This is a genomic window from Hoeflea sp. TYP-13 (assembly GCF_040932035.1).
In the GTDB taxonomy this organism is placed as follows: domain Bacteria; phylum Pseudomonadota; class Alphaproteobacteria; order Rhizobiales; family Rhizobiaceae; genus Hoeflea_A.
On record NZ_JBFRBB010000002.1, the window covers coordinates 1,355,387 to 1,373,000 of the forward strand.

Genomic DNA, 17,614 nt, shown 5'->3' on the forward strand with positions numbered 1-17,614 from the left:
CCTGTTATCCAGGGAGCTGTTGCGGCTATATATACGCCTCGACCACATGGTCAGTTAGGTGGTTTCACGCATGGTAGCCTTGCATTTGCTGCATATGCGAAATGGGCTGCTGCGCATGCGAAAAAAACTGATTGAGAAAGGTTTTCATGTTCCAGAGTTTCGAGGTCACGGCATCGGCCGAAAAAGGCAAACAGCGGCTCACCAAGCTGCGCTCGGGTTTCAACGCGCTGGGCATAGATGGTTTTCTGGTGCCGCGCTCGGACCGTTTCCAGGGCGAATATGTTCCCGATAGCGAGGCACGGCTGGCCTGGCTGACCGGCTTTACCGGCTCAGCCGGAATCGCGCTCGTCCTTGAGGACAGCGCCCATGTTTTTGTTGACGGACGCTACACCGCGCAGGTTCGCCAGCAGGTCGACCTCGACGTCTTCACTCCCGAAGACCTGACCAAGAACCCGCCCCGCAAATGGCTGAAGGACAATGGCAGTGCCGGCCTGCGTTTGGGGATCGATCCATGGCTGCATACTGTTTCAGATGTACGTGCCCTTGAAAAAGTGGCGGCGGAAATCGGTGCAAAGGTCGTTATGCTGGATGCAAATCCGATTGATGCCGTATGGGATGATCGCCCGGCGGAACCGCTTGGCAAAGTCACCATCCAACCCGAGCAGTTTGCAGGGCGCACAGCCGCCGACAAGCTGGCGTCGATCGAAGCTGCGATTGCGGACAGGAAGGCTGATGCCTGTCTGATCACCGACCCCTCATCGGTCGCCTGGATTTTCAATTTGCGTGGCAACGATGTGCCTCATACCCCTCACCCGCTGGCCTTCGCTATCCTTTCGCCTGGGGGGGAAAACGCGCTGTTTATCGACAAACGCAAGCTCGACAAGGACACCGTGGCATATTTGAAGCCCCTGGCAGCGGTTAAGGAACCCGGTGAACTCAAAACCACGCTGACCGAACTTGGCCAGGACGCCGGATCGATCATGATCGACCCGAACCTTGCCCCCGCACGCCTCGGCGATCTGATCGTTGAAAACGGCGGCAAACTGGTGGAGCAGACCGACCCGGCGCGTTTGCCGCGGGCACAAAAGAATTCCGCTGAATTGGAAGGCAGCCGTGCGGCTCACCTGCGCGACGGCGCCGCTATGGTCTCCTTTCTCGCCTGGCTTGATAGCCAAGAGCCCGACACCATCGATGAGATAAGCGCCGTGCGTTCGCTGGAAAATGCCCGTCGCAGCACCGGCGAACGCCTGCAGATGCCGCTCAAGGATATTTCCTTTGAAACCATCTCCGGTGCGGGCCCCAACGGCGCGGTGATCCACTATCGCGTCAATACGAAAACCAATCGCCCGCTGCAGCCCGGTGAACTCTATCTTGTCGATTCCGGTGGTCAGTATCAGGACGGGACAACCGACATAACCCGCACAGTTGCAATCGGCACGGTGGGTGCGGAAGAAAAACGCTTCTTCACCCTGGTGCTCAAGGGAATGATTGCGCTGACAATACAGCGTTTCCCCGAAGGTACGCGCGGTGTCGATATCGACGCTGTCGCCCGCTCGGCCCTTTGGAATGCGGGAGCGGACTACGCCCACGGAACGGGTCATGGGGTTGGATCCTACCTTTCCGTACACGAAGGCCCGCAAGGTATTTCGCGCCGAAGCCTACAGGAACTGAAACCGGGAATGATCCTTTCAAACGAGCCGGGATATTATCGCGAAGGCGCCTTTGGTATTCGTATCGAAAACCTGATTGTCGTCAGCGAAGCCGAACAGATAGAGGGTGGCGACAAGCCGATGCTCGGTTTTGAAACACTGACCCATTGCCCGATCGACCGGCGGCTCGTTGTGGCAGATCTGCTGAGCGATGCGGAGCTTGGCTGGTTGAACGACTACCACGAGCGGGTGCGCCGGGTGCTCACGCCCCTTCTCGACACGCAGGAGGACAAGGACTGGCTGGAGACGGCAACGGAGCCAATCAATTCTGATTGATTAGCCAAGCCCCGCAGCGCGCAACGCTATGATGGCGATCGCACCGACAACCAGCACGGCCACCAGATTGAGGCGCAGCGCAACAACGGCGGCAATAATCAGCGTGATGGCTTCCGCCGGGCCGTTTGACACGGCGGCAGGCGCGACCAGTGTCGTCAGAACGGCTGCCGGTACCGCATTGAGCGCCGCGTTCAGCCGGGGTGGAATTCTCTGAAACCGTGACAGCACCAAATGCCCGCCGATGCGGGTGGCATAGGTTGCAACCGCGCCAGCAATGATGATCCAGGTGATGTCTGAAATATCGAACGGCATATCACACTCTCTCCGGATCGGCTTCTGCAGGTTCTGCAACCGGATCGCCGCCGGTAATCAAAGCGGCAAGCAACACACCGGCAAGCGCACCCAGGCTGACATGCCAGGGAGAACCAACCGTGTAATAGGCCAGGATCGAGGCAAGACCACTGGTCACGACCACCGGCAGCCAGTTCCTGCGTTTGCGGAAGCCCATGACCAGCACCAGAAAATAGATAGGCAGCATGAAATCGACACCGAACGCGTAAGGATCCTTGATCAGCTTTCCGAAATACGCACCCACGGCCGCTTCCAGGACCCAGCATGAATAGACCGGAATAGCGACGCCCATATACCAGTTGAAACTGACCCGAAATCCGCTCTCATGCCGATTTTCCGCTTCGGCAAACTGAGGGTCCACCATGAAGAAAAATGCGATGGCCTTCTGCAGTGCCGAGAAATTGGCGATCTTGGGCCCCAGCGTCGCCGAATAGAGGATATGCCTGAAATTGACCGCAAAGATCGACAGCACGATGATCCAGGGGGCGACATTGGTGCCAAAAAGGTCGATACCGACCATCTGACTGGCCCCGGCATAGATGCTGGCGCTCATGAAAACGGCTTGATAAATGTCCATGCCGTTTTCGACCGCCAGCGCACCGAACAAGGTGCCGAACGGCGCAGCCGCAACCACAATCGGCACCGAGTGGCGCAGACCCTGGCGGAAATCGGCATCGAATTTCAAAAACATGAAAAACCTCTTCAGACCGGCAGGGCCGGCAAATTTGAGGAAAGCACACTTAAGCTTGGTAGTTTGACGGAATTGGCCTCAGGTTAGGTCAGCATTGCTGACCTGTCACGCAAATAAATGTGATCCATCGTTCAACAATACTGATCATTCGCCGATGCGTGTAAACCACTCGTCTTCGTCGATGACTTCAATACCAAGTTCCGCTGCCTTGCGAAGCTTCGATCCGGCGCCCGGGCCGGCAACGACAAGGTCGGTCTTTTTGGAAACGGACCCTGCGGTTTTGGCGCCGAGCCTTTCAGCCATGGCCTTGGCCTCGTCGCGGGACATGCGCTCCAGCGACCCTGTAAAGACAATGGTTTTACCCGAAAACGCCGTATCCGTGGCGACCTGCTCGGCGTCATTCGGCTGCACGTGGGTCAACAGCTCTTCGACGATCGCTGCGTTGTGCGGCTCGGCAAAAAACTCCGCCAGAGCATGGGCCACGGTCGGTCCGATACCGTCAATATTGACGAGATCGTTCCAGGCCTCGCCCTGTTCCTCGCCGACGGCCTCCATGGCGGTCACAAACGCGCGGGCCGAATGGTAGACCCGCGCAAGGATTTTGGCATTGCCCTCACCCACATGCCGGATGCCAAGCGCATAGATAAAGCGATGGAGGTCAACATTTCGGCGAGCGTCAATGGCCTCGAAAAGATTGGCAACGCTCTGTTCTCCCCAGCCTTCACGGTTTTTCAGCTTTTGCAGCGCACTGGCTTCGTCGCGGGCCTTCAGGGTAAAAATCTCCGCCGGGTTCTTGACCAACCCGTCGCGATAGAACACCTCGACCTGCTTTGCACCGAAACCGTCAATGTCAAACGCGTTACGCGATACAAAATGTATCAGCTTTTCAACCGCTTGCGCGGGGCAGATCAGCGCGCCGGTGCAGCGGCGCACAGAGTCTACCCGACCGGTCTTTTCGTTAATCTCGCGGGTTGCGGGGCTGCCGCACGCCGGGCAGGTTTCGGGAAACACAAAAGGTTCGCTGTCGTCGGGCCGCAGCGAAAGATCGACATCCATCACCTTGGGGATGACGTCGCCCGCACGATATATCGTCACGGTGTCGCCAATGCGAAGATCACGCCCCTCCCGTATCGGCTCGCCATCGCTGCCGATCCCGGCAATGTAATCCTCATTGTGCAGCGTCGCGTTAGAGACGACGACGCCACCGACCGTCACCGGCTCCAGCCGCGCCACGGGACTGAGCGCACCGGTGCGGCCGACCTGGATTTCGATGTCCTTCAGGACCGTTGTCGCAGTTTCTGCGGGAAACTTGTGGGCAATGGCCCAGCGCGGACTGCGCGAAACAAAGCCTAGCCGCAATTGCAGCGCCAGATCGTCAACCTTGTAAACAACACCGTCGATGTCATAGGCAAGCCCGGAGCGCTCGGCCTCAATCACGTGGTAATGCTCGATCATTTCTTCCACAGTCTCGAAACGCTTCATCAGCGGATTGACCGGAAAGCCCCATTCGCGGAAACAATCGACGACGCCAAGCTGTGTGTCCGCCGGCAGACCGCTGGTATCGCCCCAGGCATAGGCAAAGAACTTCAGCGGCCGGCTGGCGGTTATTGACGTATCAAGCTGGCGCAGCGAACCGGCAGCTGTATTGCGCGGATTGACATAAGTCTGTTTGCCTTCGGCTTCCTGGCGCCGGTTGAGGTCCGCAAAATCTGCTTTGGTCATATAGACCTCGCCGCGCACCTCGATCACATCCGGCACGTCGCCGTTCAACTTGTGCGGTATGTCCCGGATTGTCCTTGCATTGGCCGTGACATTTTCACCGACAGCACCATCGCCGCGTGTGGCGGCGGTCACAAGCCGGCCGTTTTCATAACGCAAGGCCAGCGACAGACCATCGATTTTGGGTTCAGCGGTAAAGGCGAGCGGCGCATCTGCGGATAGTTTCAGAAACCGGCGCACACGGTCGGCGAAATCCTGCACATCCTCATCGGAGAACGCATTGTCCAGCGACAGCATGGCAACCCGGTGGGTGACCTTCTCGAACTTGTCGAGCACTTCGCCGCCAACCCGGTCCGTCGGCGAATCCGCACGTTTTAGATCCGGGAACCGTTCTTCAATGGCAATATTGCGTTTTTTCAACGCATCGTAATCAGCGTCCGAAATAACCGGCGCATCGTCGGTGTGATAATGCTGGTTGTGCTCGCTGATTTCGGCTGCGAGCCGCGCAAGTTCCTGTTCGGCCTGATCTTTGCTCAGTTCCTCGACAGCAATGGTTTCGCCAGACATATGCCCTACCCGTGAATCATCAACATCAGAGTTTTAGAGCAATGGCGGCGGCGCCGACAGGGCAAATTTACCTCTGTCTTCCTCGGATCAACGTGGTCGGTGTGGAGCGCAATCGTCGAGGAATGTCAGGATGCGTGGGTCCAGCGTTGATCGAGCAGCATCCGGATCAGATCGTCCGAAGGCATGGCGGGAGCAAATGCGTAGCCTTGCAGAATATCGCATCCGAGGTCACGCAGGATACTGGAATGTTCCATCGTCTCGACACCTTCGGCAACCACTTCGATATTGAAGGACCGGCCGATATCGATGATAGAGGCGACCAGATTCTGCCGGGCGGTGGAACTGACGATCGGAGCGACGAATTGCCGGTCGATCTTCAACCGGCGCGGTTTCAGTTGCAGGAGGCTGATGATCGAGGCGTGACCGGTTCCAAAATCATCGACCTCGATATCGATACCCAGTTTCTTAATCTGATCGATGTTCCGTTTCACAATGTCGTTGCAGTCGTCGAGGAATATGGATTCCACCAGCTCGAACGACACGGTTCCCGGTTCGAAGTCGATGCCCTTGATTTCCTCAATCAAGCCCTCGTCGTGCAATCGTTTTGACGATACGTTGACCGAAACCTTCGGGAGCGTCATTCCGGCAGCCTTCCAGGTCTCGAATAGGCGGGTCGATTGCATCAAAACAGACCTGTCGATCTGCGATATGACGTGCAGTTCTTCGGCGATTTTCATGAAATAGTCCGGCGCCAGAACACCCTCTGTCGGGTGATGCCAGCGTACCAGCGCCTCCACGCCGACCAGATCGAGCGTTTGCGCATCGAACTGCGGCTGAAAGTAGGGAATGAACTCGTTGCGCTCGATGCCATAGAGTATCTCGTCTGCAATCCGTTTGTTGCGGATTGCTTCTATCTGCAGGAGCGGCGTGAAAACTTCATAGCGGTTGCGCCCGAGATTCTTGGCCCGGTACAGCGCAATATCGGCATTGATCAGGAGCTGTTGCGGACTGAACAGGTTTTCATGGTTGTGTGCGACACCCACGCTGACCCCGACCCGGCACTGGTGTCCGTCATGGGAGATGGGAATCTTCATTTCGTCGATAATCCGCTCGGCCAGCTCTATCGGATATTCCTCGTTTTCAGGCGTACGGCAGTAGATAACGAACTCATCTCCGCCTATACGGGCGACGAAATCATTTTCCGCAATGTTTGATGTCAGAACTTTGGAGGCATGAACCAGGACCGCGTCTCCAGCGCTGTGCCCGTGTGTGTCATTGATCTGTTTGAAACGATCCAGATCGATGTGCAGCAACGCTGAATTTGCGGAATTTTCGTTCCCGATCCTGGTCAACTCGTTGTCCAGATATCGCCTGTTCGGAAGGCTGGTCAGCGGATCATGCAGAGAATTGTATTCGATATGGGCTTTGGCCACCTCCAACTCGGCGTTGCGGGCATCGGACAATTGTTTGGCCCGACGCAAATCCTCGTTGAGCGAAACGTCCGCGGTCACATCCCAGTTGACGCCGACTATCCGAGACGCGCCCTCAGCGTCCTCATAGACGGCACCAATGGCTCGTATATTGCGGATTTCACCATCGGAATGCCTTACGCGGAAAGTTGAAAAATATCGCCCCTTGGCGTCAATTGCCCGCTGAAATTCCTGCTCCGCCTTCGCTATATCATCGGGATGCAAGGCATCGCGCCAATGCTCATATACGCGCTCGCCGTCATCGTCGGCGTAACCGTATAGCTCGTTCATCCTGGCATCCCAAACGAGTTTATTTGTAACGAGATCCAGTTCCCACACGCCCACTTTGGAAGCATCGAGCGCCAACTCCAGCCGTCGTGACAGACGCATCAGCTGAACTTCGCGTTTACGGGTTTCCGTGGCATGGCGCTGACGTTCCTCGATCAGCCTGCCGGTGATCAGGATCGGAACCAGAATGAGGATACTGGCGATCAGAATAGCTAGGCGCATCCACCAGATTTCGGCAGCCGGAGGAGCCCATCCACCCTTTGGTGTGGCCATGAGCGTCCACGATCCCCAGGGCAGCGAGATTTCGACTTCAACCGGATCAGACCCTCTGATGTAATCGGGACCGTAAAACCGTTCGCCTTGCAGACCCATCCCATCCTTGCCGAAGATAGCAATGTCAATCGGCAGGTTTTCGTCCAGTAGGCCGCTGTCGCGGTAGAGCTTTTGCACGTCCACGACGGCGGACACGATGCCCCAGAAAGTCCTGGTGCCATCGGCACCGTCGACAAAAACCGGTATGCGGCCGATGAAGCCCTGACCGCCCTGTACCAGGTTGACGGGTCCGGCAAGGATCAGTTCATTGAGATCACGTGCTTTCAGTGCAGCGTCGCGTTGTGACTGGCTGCGTCGGTAGTCGAGGCCGATCGCCCTTTCGTTTCCTTCCAAGGGATACATGAGCGAAATTACAAGATCCGGGGCGCCGGCGATATTGCGCAATTGAGAGCGGTTTTTCATAAGTGATCCGACAAGGTCGGCAAACCGGTCCTGTGTCATGTGCGGCTCGGTTGCGATCGTTGAAACCAGACCGCGAACCAGTTGGATGTTGCCGTTGATGTTTCCCTCGAGCTTTGCCCGTATGAGATTCACATCGCCCAGCACCTCTGTGCGCCGGTCATGTTCGATTGCACGCTGGTAGAGCCTGTCTGCGAAATATCCGCACCCCAAAATAACAACAAGCGCAATCGCGGTGGAAATTCGCGTCGGCTTCAGTGCAGATACGACGGACATTCGCCTGGCTGTAAATGGGATACGCATGACTATACCCGAAAACTCAATACTCAATCACACCAATAACAACGACGATAAATGAAATTGTTTAAGATAAAGCGACCGGCAGGAATACCGAACTCAGTCGATGTTTTGCTTTGCCCGATACTCTTTTTACTGTCGGGCCATTCGTCTCTGGTGGAGGGTTCCGATCCAAATTCAGCGATTGTTTGATTTGTTCGATGCTGGTCTCGCCCGGATGAACCCGCCTGAACCACCAGGCAGCCGTCTACGGCCTCGCAAGTACAGGGCCGCCGGCTTGGTTGGGTACCGGTCCATTGTGTGGTGACCAGCTATCCGGTTCAGAACTGACGGCACAGGCGAATGTTCAGCTATGGTGTTTGATCCGTGGATCGGTCAGGACATTTTTGTGATTTGTCTTATTTGCTGATGGCCGCAAATATTACCGGAACTGCATCGCTTGCCGGACGGTATCTTTTGACCACCCGGTTGCTCTTGAAGAAAACATGATCACCAATTTGCACCAGGCGATCGAGTTTCTTCGACCAGACGGGTCTCACATCATAGCGATGATAGTGGGTCATCACGTTCAGCATTTTATAGGGCGAGCCGGCCACGAGATCATGGTCCAGGCTGGATTTGATATTGCTCGTAAATTCAGCAGCTTGCAGCGACTGCTTAAAAACCGCCGGGTTTCCCGGAAGGTCGCTGAGACGATCGCAGGCAAAGGAAAACTGGCATCGGTTCAATTTTGCGGCGTTTTGATAGACCACCCCGCACACAGTGTTTGGGTAAGCGTTCGAGCGCACCCTGTTCAATATGGTAATGCCAACGGCAAATTGCCCGGCGAAGGGCTCACCGCGCGCTTCATGGTAGATGGCAAGAGCGAGGCAAAACCTTTCAATGCCGGTTTCGGTGTCAGAGGGATTGCTGGCAGACAGCGTCAAGAGCCTGGGTGTAGCCATGGAGAACTTAAACGCGAACACAGGTGAAGCGTTTGCCGGACTGAACATCGCCGACATCAAAAATACCAAGGCAAATATCGAACCAATAGTTCTCAACACAACGGCACTCCCAACTGGGTTTATTGTGCCGTAGTGAAATCAAGATTCCGGAAAATGAGACGCTGCAATTGAACCGGATTTGTTAACCGCCTGTTTGCCATAACAGACCCGTTTTCAAGCGCTTAGCGGACAATTTGAGACGCGTCACGGCTGCTTGCCCAGCCATGTTGAACATCCGGTTTTAGTGGTAATTCCTAAGGTCCGCAGAGCCTCACTTGAGACATGGAGAGCGGTGGAACAAACAGGTCTGATATTACGGGTTTTCGGAAAGCAACCTGCCTGCTGCGGCCCGTGCCTCCTCGGTTACCGAGGCACCGGCGAGCATGCGCGCTATCTCTTCCTTGCGCGAGTCATTGTCCATGGTGCTGACCCTTGTCGTCACGGTTTCGTCTCCGCCTGCCCCCTTGGCAATGAGCATATGGGTCGTCGCACGTGCCGCCACCTGAGGCGCATGGGTTACGGAAAGAACCTGCACGTTGCCTGAAAGCCGCTTCAGCCGCTGACCGATGGCGTCGGCGACGGCACCACCGACCCCGGTGTCGATTTCATCGAATACCAGTGTCGGCGCAGATCCCCTGTCTGCAAGGGCCACCTTGAGTGCAAGCAGAAAGCGCGACAGTTCACCGCCGGAAGCAACTTTGAGAATGGGACCCGGCCGCGTTCCGGGATTGGTTTGAACATGAAACGCCACCTGGTCGATGCCGTCAGCCCCGCCGTGTTCGGCATCGCTTTCGATATTGACGATGAATTTAGCGCGTTCGAGCTTTAAGGCCGGCAATTCCGCCATCACCGCATCCGCAAGCACAGCCGCTGTTTCGTGACGACGTTCCGACAGGGACCATGCCGCAGTGCCATAGGCCTCTTCCGCTTCGGCCACAAGCGCATCCAGCTCCGCCATCTTTTCCTCGCCCGCATCAAGCTCCGCAAGCGCACCGACCATGCGCTCGGCAAGCGCCGGCAGTTCGGAAACCGGAACGGAGTATTTTCGCGACGCCGCTCGCAGCGCAAACAGCCTCTCCTCGCAATCTTCCAACTCGCGCGGATCGAACTCGGCTTCCCGGATGGCTGCCTCCGTCGCCATCTGCGCATCGGACAATTGATGAACCGACGCATCGAGAGCGGCTATGATATCGTCGAGCAGCCCTGGAACCTCCTCGGATTTGCGCTCCAGCTTGCGCAGCAGCGAACTGAGCACGGGAACCGGGGATGCGTGGCCTGACAGTATATCGTTGGTCTCATTGATGTCGGCGGCTATTTTTTCTGCCTTCATCATCCGCGCCCGCTGCTCGGCAAGATCTTCCTCTTCACCATCGACGGGGCCAAGTTGCTCCAGTTCTTCCACCGACGCCCGCAGATAATCCGCTTCGCGGGCCGCCTCTTCGACCCGCGCACGATGTTCTGCTGCCGTTTTCCTTGCTTTTCGCCAATGCGCAAACAGTCCCGCGACATTTGCGGCGTCCCGTTGCAGCCCGCCAAATGCGTCCAGCAGCCGTCTGTGCGCATCCGGCTCCACCAGGGCGCGGTCGTCGTGTTGGCCATGGATTTCCACAAGCAACTGCCCCACCTGCCGCATTAGGGAAACACTGGCCGGCTGGTCGTTGATGTAGACTTTGGTGCGCCCGTCGGCACTTTGAGTGCGGCGCAAGATGAGATCGCCGTCATCATCAAGGCCGTTTTCACTTAACAGCGCCCACACCGGGTGATCCATGGGCACATCGAATACAGCTGTCACCTGCCCGCGTTGTGCCCCCTGCCGTACGAGACCGCCATCGCCACGGGCGCCAAGGGCCAGCGACAGGCTGTCAAGGAGAATGGATTTTCCGGCGCCGGTTTCACCGGTCAGGACCGACAGCCCCCGTTCAAATCCGAGATCAAGCCGTTCGATCAGAACGATATCTCGGATCGACAGGTGTGACAGCATGGATCTCTCTTAGAGCGGGATGAGGTCAAACCGAATCATTTGACCAAAGCGACATTGGTTTCTGACTGAGCAATTATAACTATTTTCCGCCATAAGGTGCGTCAATTCGGACCAATCCTGCTCCGCTCAGCTCTCGGCGCCGATCAGGCGCGCTCCGGCCCGTGTAATCCAGGAACCTCTGTTCTCACGTGGTTCGAGACCACCCGACGCCAGAAGCTTGTAGGAATCGGCGTACCATTGGCTGTCTGGGAAGTTGTGTCCCAGCACGGCGGCGGCGGCCTGTGCGTCAGGGGCAAGTCCCATGGCGTAGTAAACCTCGACCAGCCGTGCCAGCGCCTCTTCCACCTGACGCGTTTTGGGATAGGATTCGACAACGGTCCGGAACCGGTTGACCGCGGCCGCATATTCCTTGCGTTCCTGGTAGTACCGCCCGATCTGCATTTCCTTGCCGGCGAGCTGATCGCGCGCGAACCTGATCTTTTCCTCTGAGTCCGGAACGTATTCCGAATCCGGATAGCGCTGGATGATTTCTGAAAATGCAGCGATGGCCCGCCGCGCCGTTCCCTGATCGCGGGTGACCTGCGGTATCTGCTTGTAATAGGAAAGTCCGATCAGATAGTACGCGTAAGCCGTATCCTCGGAATTAGGATAGAGGCTGATATATCTGCGCGCCGAATTGATCGATTCGGCATAACGTCCCATGCGGTAGTTGGCGAAGGAATTCATCACCATCGCTTTGCGCGCATATTCCGAATAGGGGTGCTGCTTGTCGAGGGCCTCAAACTTGCGCGAGGCTTCCGGCAGTTTTCCGGCCTTGATGTTGGCGAGTGCCTGATTGTACAGCACATCGGCAGGCTCGGTCTCGACACTCAATGCGTTGATGTCGATATCCGAATCACCCTGACAGGCACCAAGGACGGTCATGCTGCCGATTGTTGCGGCCACCAGCAGGCCACGCATGCATCTATTCACTGGAACCAGTCCCCTATTCAACATTTCGGCTTATACCCCAAAATTCGTGTCGCCAGAACCGTTATCCCTGGATCTTTCCACACGATGGAATACCACATTTATGCACCGCAACAGTCGGTTTTTCGAAAATTGCCGGCACCTCGGACCGCATGCGGAACCGCGTCAGTTGTCATAGCGTTAAAAACACGATGACCGCAATGTCATGCGCATCCATTGGTACATTTTTATGGCATTCAAACGCGTTCCCGGCATATGGGCCCGGTCAATGAACGCTGGCAGTTCGCCAGACCAATGGCGAAATCATCCTCCGTCCGCAATAAACCCGCAGACAGGAGTAGACGGATATACCTGTTATTGATGGATCGACCGGCGTTTACTGGGTCCAGGGCGCGAACATCGGTCCGCTGACAGCGACCAGTTCTCCCCCGCGTGGGGTCTCGCGCGGCTGCGAGGTTTCCACGACGTCGTATGCGCTGGCATCGTTCAACAGAGCCTTGAGTGCAAGGGAGTTGAGCTTGTGCCCGCCGCGATAGGAACGGTAGCAGCCGATAAACTTGGCACCCGCGAGGGCAAGGTCGCCCACAGCGTCCAGTGTCTTATGGCGAACGAACTCGTTTTCGAAGCGAAGGCCTTCAAGGTTGATGACGGAATCGTCGTCGCTGATGACAACCGAATTTTCAAGAGACGAACCGAGTGCGTGACCGGAAGCCCAAAGAAACTCCACGTCGCGCATGAACCCAAAAGTACGGGCGCGGGCGAGCTCTTTACGGAAGGTGTCCGCGGTAATATCGCCTTTCCAGGACTGGCGGCCGATCAGCTTGCAGTCGAAGTCGATATCGATCTCGAAACGCGTTCCCTCATAGGGCACGAATTCGGCCCATGACGCCCCGGCTTCGATGCGAACCGGTTTGACGACACGCACATAACGTCTTTTGGAGCTGAGAATATCAACACCGGCACGGTCCAGGGCCTCGATGAAGACGATTGAACTTCCATCCATGATCGGCACTTCCGCGCCATCGATTTCGACAATGATATTGTCGATTTCCATGGCATAGAAGGCGGCCATGAGGTGTTCAACGGTCGCAACACTTGCCCCGCCTGCATCGCCAAGCACGGTACACAGATCCGTTGCGGCAACCTGCGAGGCAACCGCCCTTATGTGGTGCACTTCACCATTTTCGAGTTTTCGTTGAAAAACGATGCCGCTATCGGCCTCGGCCGGCTTGAATGTGACTGACACTTTTGAACCGCTATGAACTCCCACCCCCGAGAGCGTAGCTTCGTTCAGAACCGTCGTCTGATAGCCAAAATAGTTAATACTCATACAATCAGCCTGATACCTTCAGCCAAGGTCATCTCGAAAACTCCATCGGCTCATACGCGATTGCAAAACCGCGTATCTTTTCAGTATTTTCGGATTACCTATAGTCCCGACTAAATCCCCACTGTGGAAAGATACGTGTCGACTCGGGACAAACCAAATCACGGTTTTTTACGGTTTGTTACGGCCAATAAACCGTTTATTTTCAGAAAGATAACCTGATTAATATTCGTTAATGAACCGTTAACATCACGGAAACCCGAACATCATCCACAATTACCGGGGCAATTCGTTATGAATCGCCCCGGAGAATCACCAAAGTGAGTCGCCTCGTCTCGCCGCTTACATTGCCTGTCGGCGGAGGAAGGCAGGTATTTCGAGCTGGTCTTCTTCACTTTGCGACGGTGCTGCGGGCTGTGCCCGACCTTGATTGTCGAGACTTCCCTTGCGCGGTGCATACATGCTCGCTTCCGCCGAAAGCTGGCGCCTCTGGGAGGGTGCCGGCGCTTCAGCCCCGGTATCTTCCTCATCTTCCCTTCGTCCAAGACTATGCGAAATGCGCTTCAACAGGCCCATCGGACCACGCTCGTCCTGGCCAACTGCAGCTGGGCGCTGCTTGTGCTCGACTTCTGCCTGCACCACGGGCGGAAAGTCTTCGATGCGCGGCATTTGCGGTGCGGCTTCCGGTTCAGGCATGGCCTGTGCAGGTGCGGGCTCGGCGGCAGGCGTCGCCGGTGCCAGGGGCTGAGGTGTGGCACGGCTCTGCACGGCTGGTTTGGGTTGCTCCTGCTGGGCAAACAGCTTGCTTTGAGGCTGGAACTCCTCGGCTTCGCCGGCAGCCTGTTCCGGCACAGCAATGCTGAGTTCCTGCTCTAGCTCGGCTTCAGCCAGCTGGATGGTACTTTCGACCGGATCGGCCGCGGCGGTAGCAGCAGGTGCCGACTGTGCCGGTTGGGCCGGCTGAGCTGGTTGAGCCGGACGGCTGGCAGGCTTCGGCGTTGTGGTGGCTTGAGGGGCCACCGGTTCCTCGCCGGCGCTTTCGCGGTCGATACCGGTTGCGACAACCGAAACGCGGATGATGCCTTCAAGGTCTTCATCGAACGTCGCGCCAAGGATGATATTGGCGTCCGTGTCCACCTCTTCACGGATGCGGGTTGCCGCTTCGTCGACCTCGAAGAGCGTCATGTCACGCCCGCCGGTGATCGAGATGAGCAGACCCTGTGCACCGCGCATCGACGTTTCATCGAGCAGCGGATTGGAGATCGCTGCCTCCGCGGCGGCCATCGCGCGGCCTTCGGCGGAGGCCTCGCCCGTGCCCATCATGGCTTTGCCCATTTCGCGCATGACCGAGCGTACGTCGGCAAAGTCCAGATTGATGAGACCTTCCTTGACCATCAGGTCGGTGATGCAGGCGACACCCGAATAAAGAACCTGGTCGGCCATGCCGAACGCATCGGCAAATGTGGTCTTGTCATTTGCTATGCGGAAGAGGTTCTGGTTCGGAATGACGATCAGCGTGTCGACGGCATTTTGCAGTTCGGTGATGCCATCCTCAGCTATGCGCATGCGGCGCTGGCCTTCGAAGTGGAACGGCTTCGTGACGACACCAACGGTCAGGATGCCCTTTTCACGCGCTGCCTGTGCGACGACGGGTGCGGCTCCGGTTCCGGTTCCGCCGCCCATGCCGGCGGTTACGAAGCACATATGGGTGCCATTGAGATGATCGTTGATCTCGTCAATGCACTCGCGTGCCGCCGCGCATCCGACTTCCGGCTGTGAACCGGCGCCAAGGCCTTCGGTTACTGCAACCCCCATCTGGATAACACGATCTGCCCGCGTCATCGTCAGCGCCTGGGCATCCGTATTGGCGACGACAAAGTCGACACCCTCCAGCCCTGCATTGATCATGTTGTTGACGGCGTTGCCGCCACCGCCGCCGACACCGAATACGGTGATCCGCGGTTTGAGCTCGGTAATATCCGGCTTCTGCAGATTGATAGTCATGGCACCTCGTTCCCTTTTTAACTCTAGGCCGCCTGCCGCGCCGGCCAAATCCAACTCAAAAACTCTCTTTTAACCACTGCCCGACACGGGCGAAGCGGCCGCCACCGCCCACAGCCCGGTATCGGCCAGCCCGCGCACCACCATGGCTCTCAAGTGCTGCGATCTGCGGGTAGATCATCAGCCCGACTGCTGTCGAAAATGCCGGCCCCTTGGCTGCGGCCGGCAAACCGGCAACACCGAGCGGACGGCCAATGCGCACATTGCGGGCAAGGATGCGCCTTGCTGCATCCGCAATGCCGGTCAACTGGCTTGCCCCTCCGGTCAGCACGATGCGCCGTCCGACAAGTGGCCCGTATCCGGAGCGCTGTATGCGATCGCGGATCATTTCCAGTGTTTCTTCGATGCGCGCCCTGACAATGCGCCCGAGCAGTGCCTTCGGCATCTGCACCGGCATCTCGCTTTCGCTGTCGCCGATCGGCGGAACCGAAACGGTGTCGTGATCGTCGCCGGTCATCGGCAGGGCCGAACCGTGAACGACCTTGAGCCGTTCGGCATCTTCCAGCCGTGTGGAAAGTCCACGTGCAAGGTCCATGGTCACATGATGGCCGCCGAGCGCGATGGCATCGGCGTGAACCATCCGTCCCTCCGCAAATACGGAAATTGAAGTCGTGCCGCCACCCATATCAATACAGGCGCAGCCGATTTCCGCCTCGTCATCGACCAGGGCGGATAGTCCGCTCGCATAGGGCGTCGCGACCATTGCCTCCACGGTCAGATGGGCGCGGTTGACGCAAAGTTCGAGATTGCGCAGCGGTGCCTGCTCGGCGCTCAAGACATGCATGTCCACGCCAAGGTGGTCGCCATACATGCCGAGCGGGTCACGGATGGAACGCTCTCCGTCAAGGCTGTATCCGGTCGGCAGGGAATGAAGGATCGAACGGTCCGGATTGTTAATTTGCGATGCAGCGGCAGCCAGCACCTTCTTCAGGTCCGAACGTTCAACCTCATGACCGCCGAGATCGATCTCGGCAGCATAGAGGTCGCTCCTAAGCCGCCCGGCGGAAATATTCACGATGAGTGACTCGACGGTCAGGCCGGCGCGCTTTTCCGCGGTGTGAACGGCCATGCGCACCGAGCTCTCCACCGCGTCGAGGTCGGCAATCACGCCTGCCTTGATGCCTCGTGATTTGTGATGGCCAACACCAATGATTTCAACATCATGCGTACGGCCGGGCAAAAGACGTGTCTCTTCACGCGGCTCAAGCTTGCCGATCAGGCAGACGACTTTGGTTGAACCGATGTCAAGCACGGTAACGACGCTCGACCTTTTTGCAGGCAGCGCCCTTAGATGCGGAACTGTAAATGATGGCGAACGGAAGACGCTCATGAATTGCGCCCCCGTTTCTTCAGCATGCGCTCTCGCGCTTCGATGGCATTGTCCCGGCGCTCCGCTGCTCCGTCGGTCAGACCGATGGTGATGCGGTCCGAAAGACGCAGGTCAACCGTATCGATATCGCGGTCAAGAAGCTCCTTTTCGTCGTCCATACGCCTTAGCTTGTCCAGAGCTGCGGCAGCATTGTGCTCAGGCAGGCGCACGGTTACGCCGTTGTCGAGACGGATATCCCATCGCCTGTCGGCAACGCGGATGTGCGCCCGGATACGCTCTCTGAGCTCCGGCCATTGATCCAGAACCATGTTGAGCGCTTCGGCATTGGTATCCGCACCAAATCCTACATAGAGGGGAAGCTGTGTAAACTTGTCGCTCGCAAGCGGCGCTATGATGTTGCCGTCACGCTCGATCAGTGACAGTTCCCGGCCGTGCTGCCAGATACCGAAGGCGCGCCGTTCAGCGAGTTTGACGTCAATGACATCCGGATAGATCTTGCGGATGTCGGCATCAAGGACCCATGGCAAGGCCATGATGGCATTGCGCGCCTCGCCAAGGTCCAGCGTGATCAGCGATGTATGACCGTCCAGACCAAGCTGCTGGACGACGTCGATGGGAGAGGTTTCAATATTGCCGGCCACATCGACACGTTCGATGGCAAATCCCGCGACCGACGTGGTGTTCTCGGCAAGGGCCCGGAGGTGTCCGCCTTCAATAACGCCGTAAAGACCGGTCATGGCAAACAATGCGGCAGCTGCCAGCGTACCGGTGTGAGGTGGAATGACGATGCGACCGTCAACAAGGGCGGTGAAAAAACGTGCCGGACGGCGCAGGACACGAGGCAGCACGCGACCAAAATCCGCC

Annotated in this window: 12 protein-coding genes; 1 reads left to right on the forward strand and 11 read right to left on the reverse strand. The window is 57.3% G+C overall.

All coding sequences use genetic code 11. The features are described from left to right. The first annotated feature begins 146 nt into the window (after positions 1-146). Positions 147-1,985: an aminopeptidase P family protein gene (locus ABVT35_RS16470; RefSeq protein ID WP_368467672.1), complete on the forward strand. Its 1,839-nt coding sequence runs from the start codon at positions 147-149 to the stop codon at positions 1,983-1,985. Here ABVT35_RS16470 and ABVT35_RS16475 read toward each other — a convergent pair whose 3' ends face one another. The 11 genes from ABVT35_RS16475 to ABVT35_RS16525 all read right to left on the reverse strand — a co-directional run bounded on the left by ABVT35_RS16475 (position 1,986) and on the right by ABVT35_RS16525 (position 17,598). Further along, complete coding sequence (locus ABVT35_RS16475; protein WP_368467908.1) at positions 1,986-2,285, reverse strand: AzlD family protein; 300 nt, start codon at positions 2,283-2,285, stop codon at positions 1,986-1,988. A gap of 13 nt (positions 2,286-2,298) precedes the next feature. Further along, positions 2,299-3,027 (reverse strand): AzlC family ABC transporter permease, encoded by a 729-nt coding sequence (locus ABVT35_RS16480; protein ID WP_368467673.1) that lies wholly within the window; start codon positions 3,025-3,027, stop codon positions 2,299-2,301. A gap of 144 nt (positions 3,028-3,171) precedes the next feature. Beyond that, entirely contained in the window at positions 3,172-5,313 is a 2,142-nt protein-coding gene (gene ligA, locus ABVT35_RS16485) for an NAD-dependent DNA ligase LigA (protein WP_368467674.1), read from the reverse strand. A 125-nt stretch (positions 5,314-5,438) separates the two neighbouring features. Further along, positions 5,439-8,105, reverse strand: coding sequence for an EAL domain-containing protein (locus ABVT35_RS16490; RefSeq protein WP_368467675.1), 2,667 nt, complete (start codon positions 8,103-8,105; stop codon positions 5,439-5,441). A gap of 392 nt (positions 8,106-8,497) precedes the next feature. After that, complete coding sequence (locus ABVT35_RS16495; RefSeq protein WP_368467676.1) at positions 8,498-9,142, reverse strand: cell wall hydrolase; 645 nt, start codon at positions 9,140-9,142, stop codon at positions 8,498-8,500. 253 nt (positions 9,143-9,395) lie between these two features. Further along, positions 9,396-11,063 carry a DNA repair protein RecN gene (gene recN, locus ABVT35_RS16500; protein ID WP_368467677.1) on the reverse strand — a complete coding sequence of 556 codons (1,668 nt, stop codon included), beginning with the start codon at positions 11,061-11,063 and terminating at the stop codon, positions 9,396-9,398. Positions 11,064-11,189: 126 nt separating this feature from the next. Beyond that, positions 11,190-12,023: an outer membrane protein assembly factor BamD gene (locus tag ABVT35_RS16505; protein WP_368467678.1), complete on the reverse strand. Its 834-nt coding sequence runs from the start codon at positions 12,021-12,023 to the stop codon at positions 11,190-11,192. Between the two features lie 385 nt (positions 12,024-12,408). Further along, positions 12,409-13,362 carry a UDP-3-O-acyl-N-acetylglucosamine deacetylase gene (gene lpxC / locus ABVT35_RS16510; protein WP_368467679.1) on the reverse strand — a complete coding sequence of 318 codons (954 nt, stop codon included), beginning with the start codon at positions 13,360-13,362 and terminating at the stop codon, positions 12,409-12,411. A 339-nt stretch (positions 13,363-13,701) separates the two neighbouring features. Further along, entirely contained in the window at positions 13,702-15,363 is a 1,662-nt protein-coding gene (gene ftsZ, locus ABVT35_RS16515; protein WP_368467680.1) for a cell division protein FtsZ, read from the reverse strand. Positions 15,364-15,418: 55 nt separating this feature from the next. Next, complete coding sequence (gene ftsA / locus ABVT35_RS16520; RefSeq protein WP_368467681.1) at positions 15,419-16,750, reverse strand: cell division protein FtsA; 1,332 nt, start codon at positions 16,748-16,750, stop codon at positions 15,419-15,421. Continuing rightward, positions 16,747-17,598 (reverse strand): cell division protein FtsQ/DivIB, encoded by an 852-nt coding sequence (locus ABVT35_RS16525; protein WP_368467682.1) that lies wholly within the window; start codon positions 17,596-17,598, stop codon positions 16,747-16,749. The genes ftsA and ABVT35_RS16525 overlap by 4 nt, the downstream gene beginning before the upstream one ends. Between the last annotated feature and the right edge of the window lie 16 nt (positions 17,599-17,614).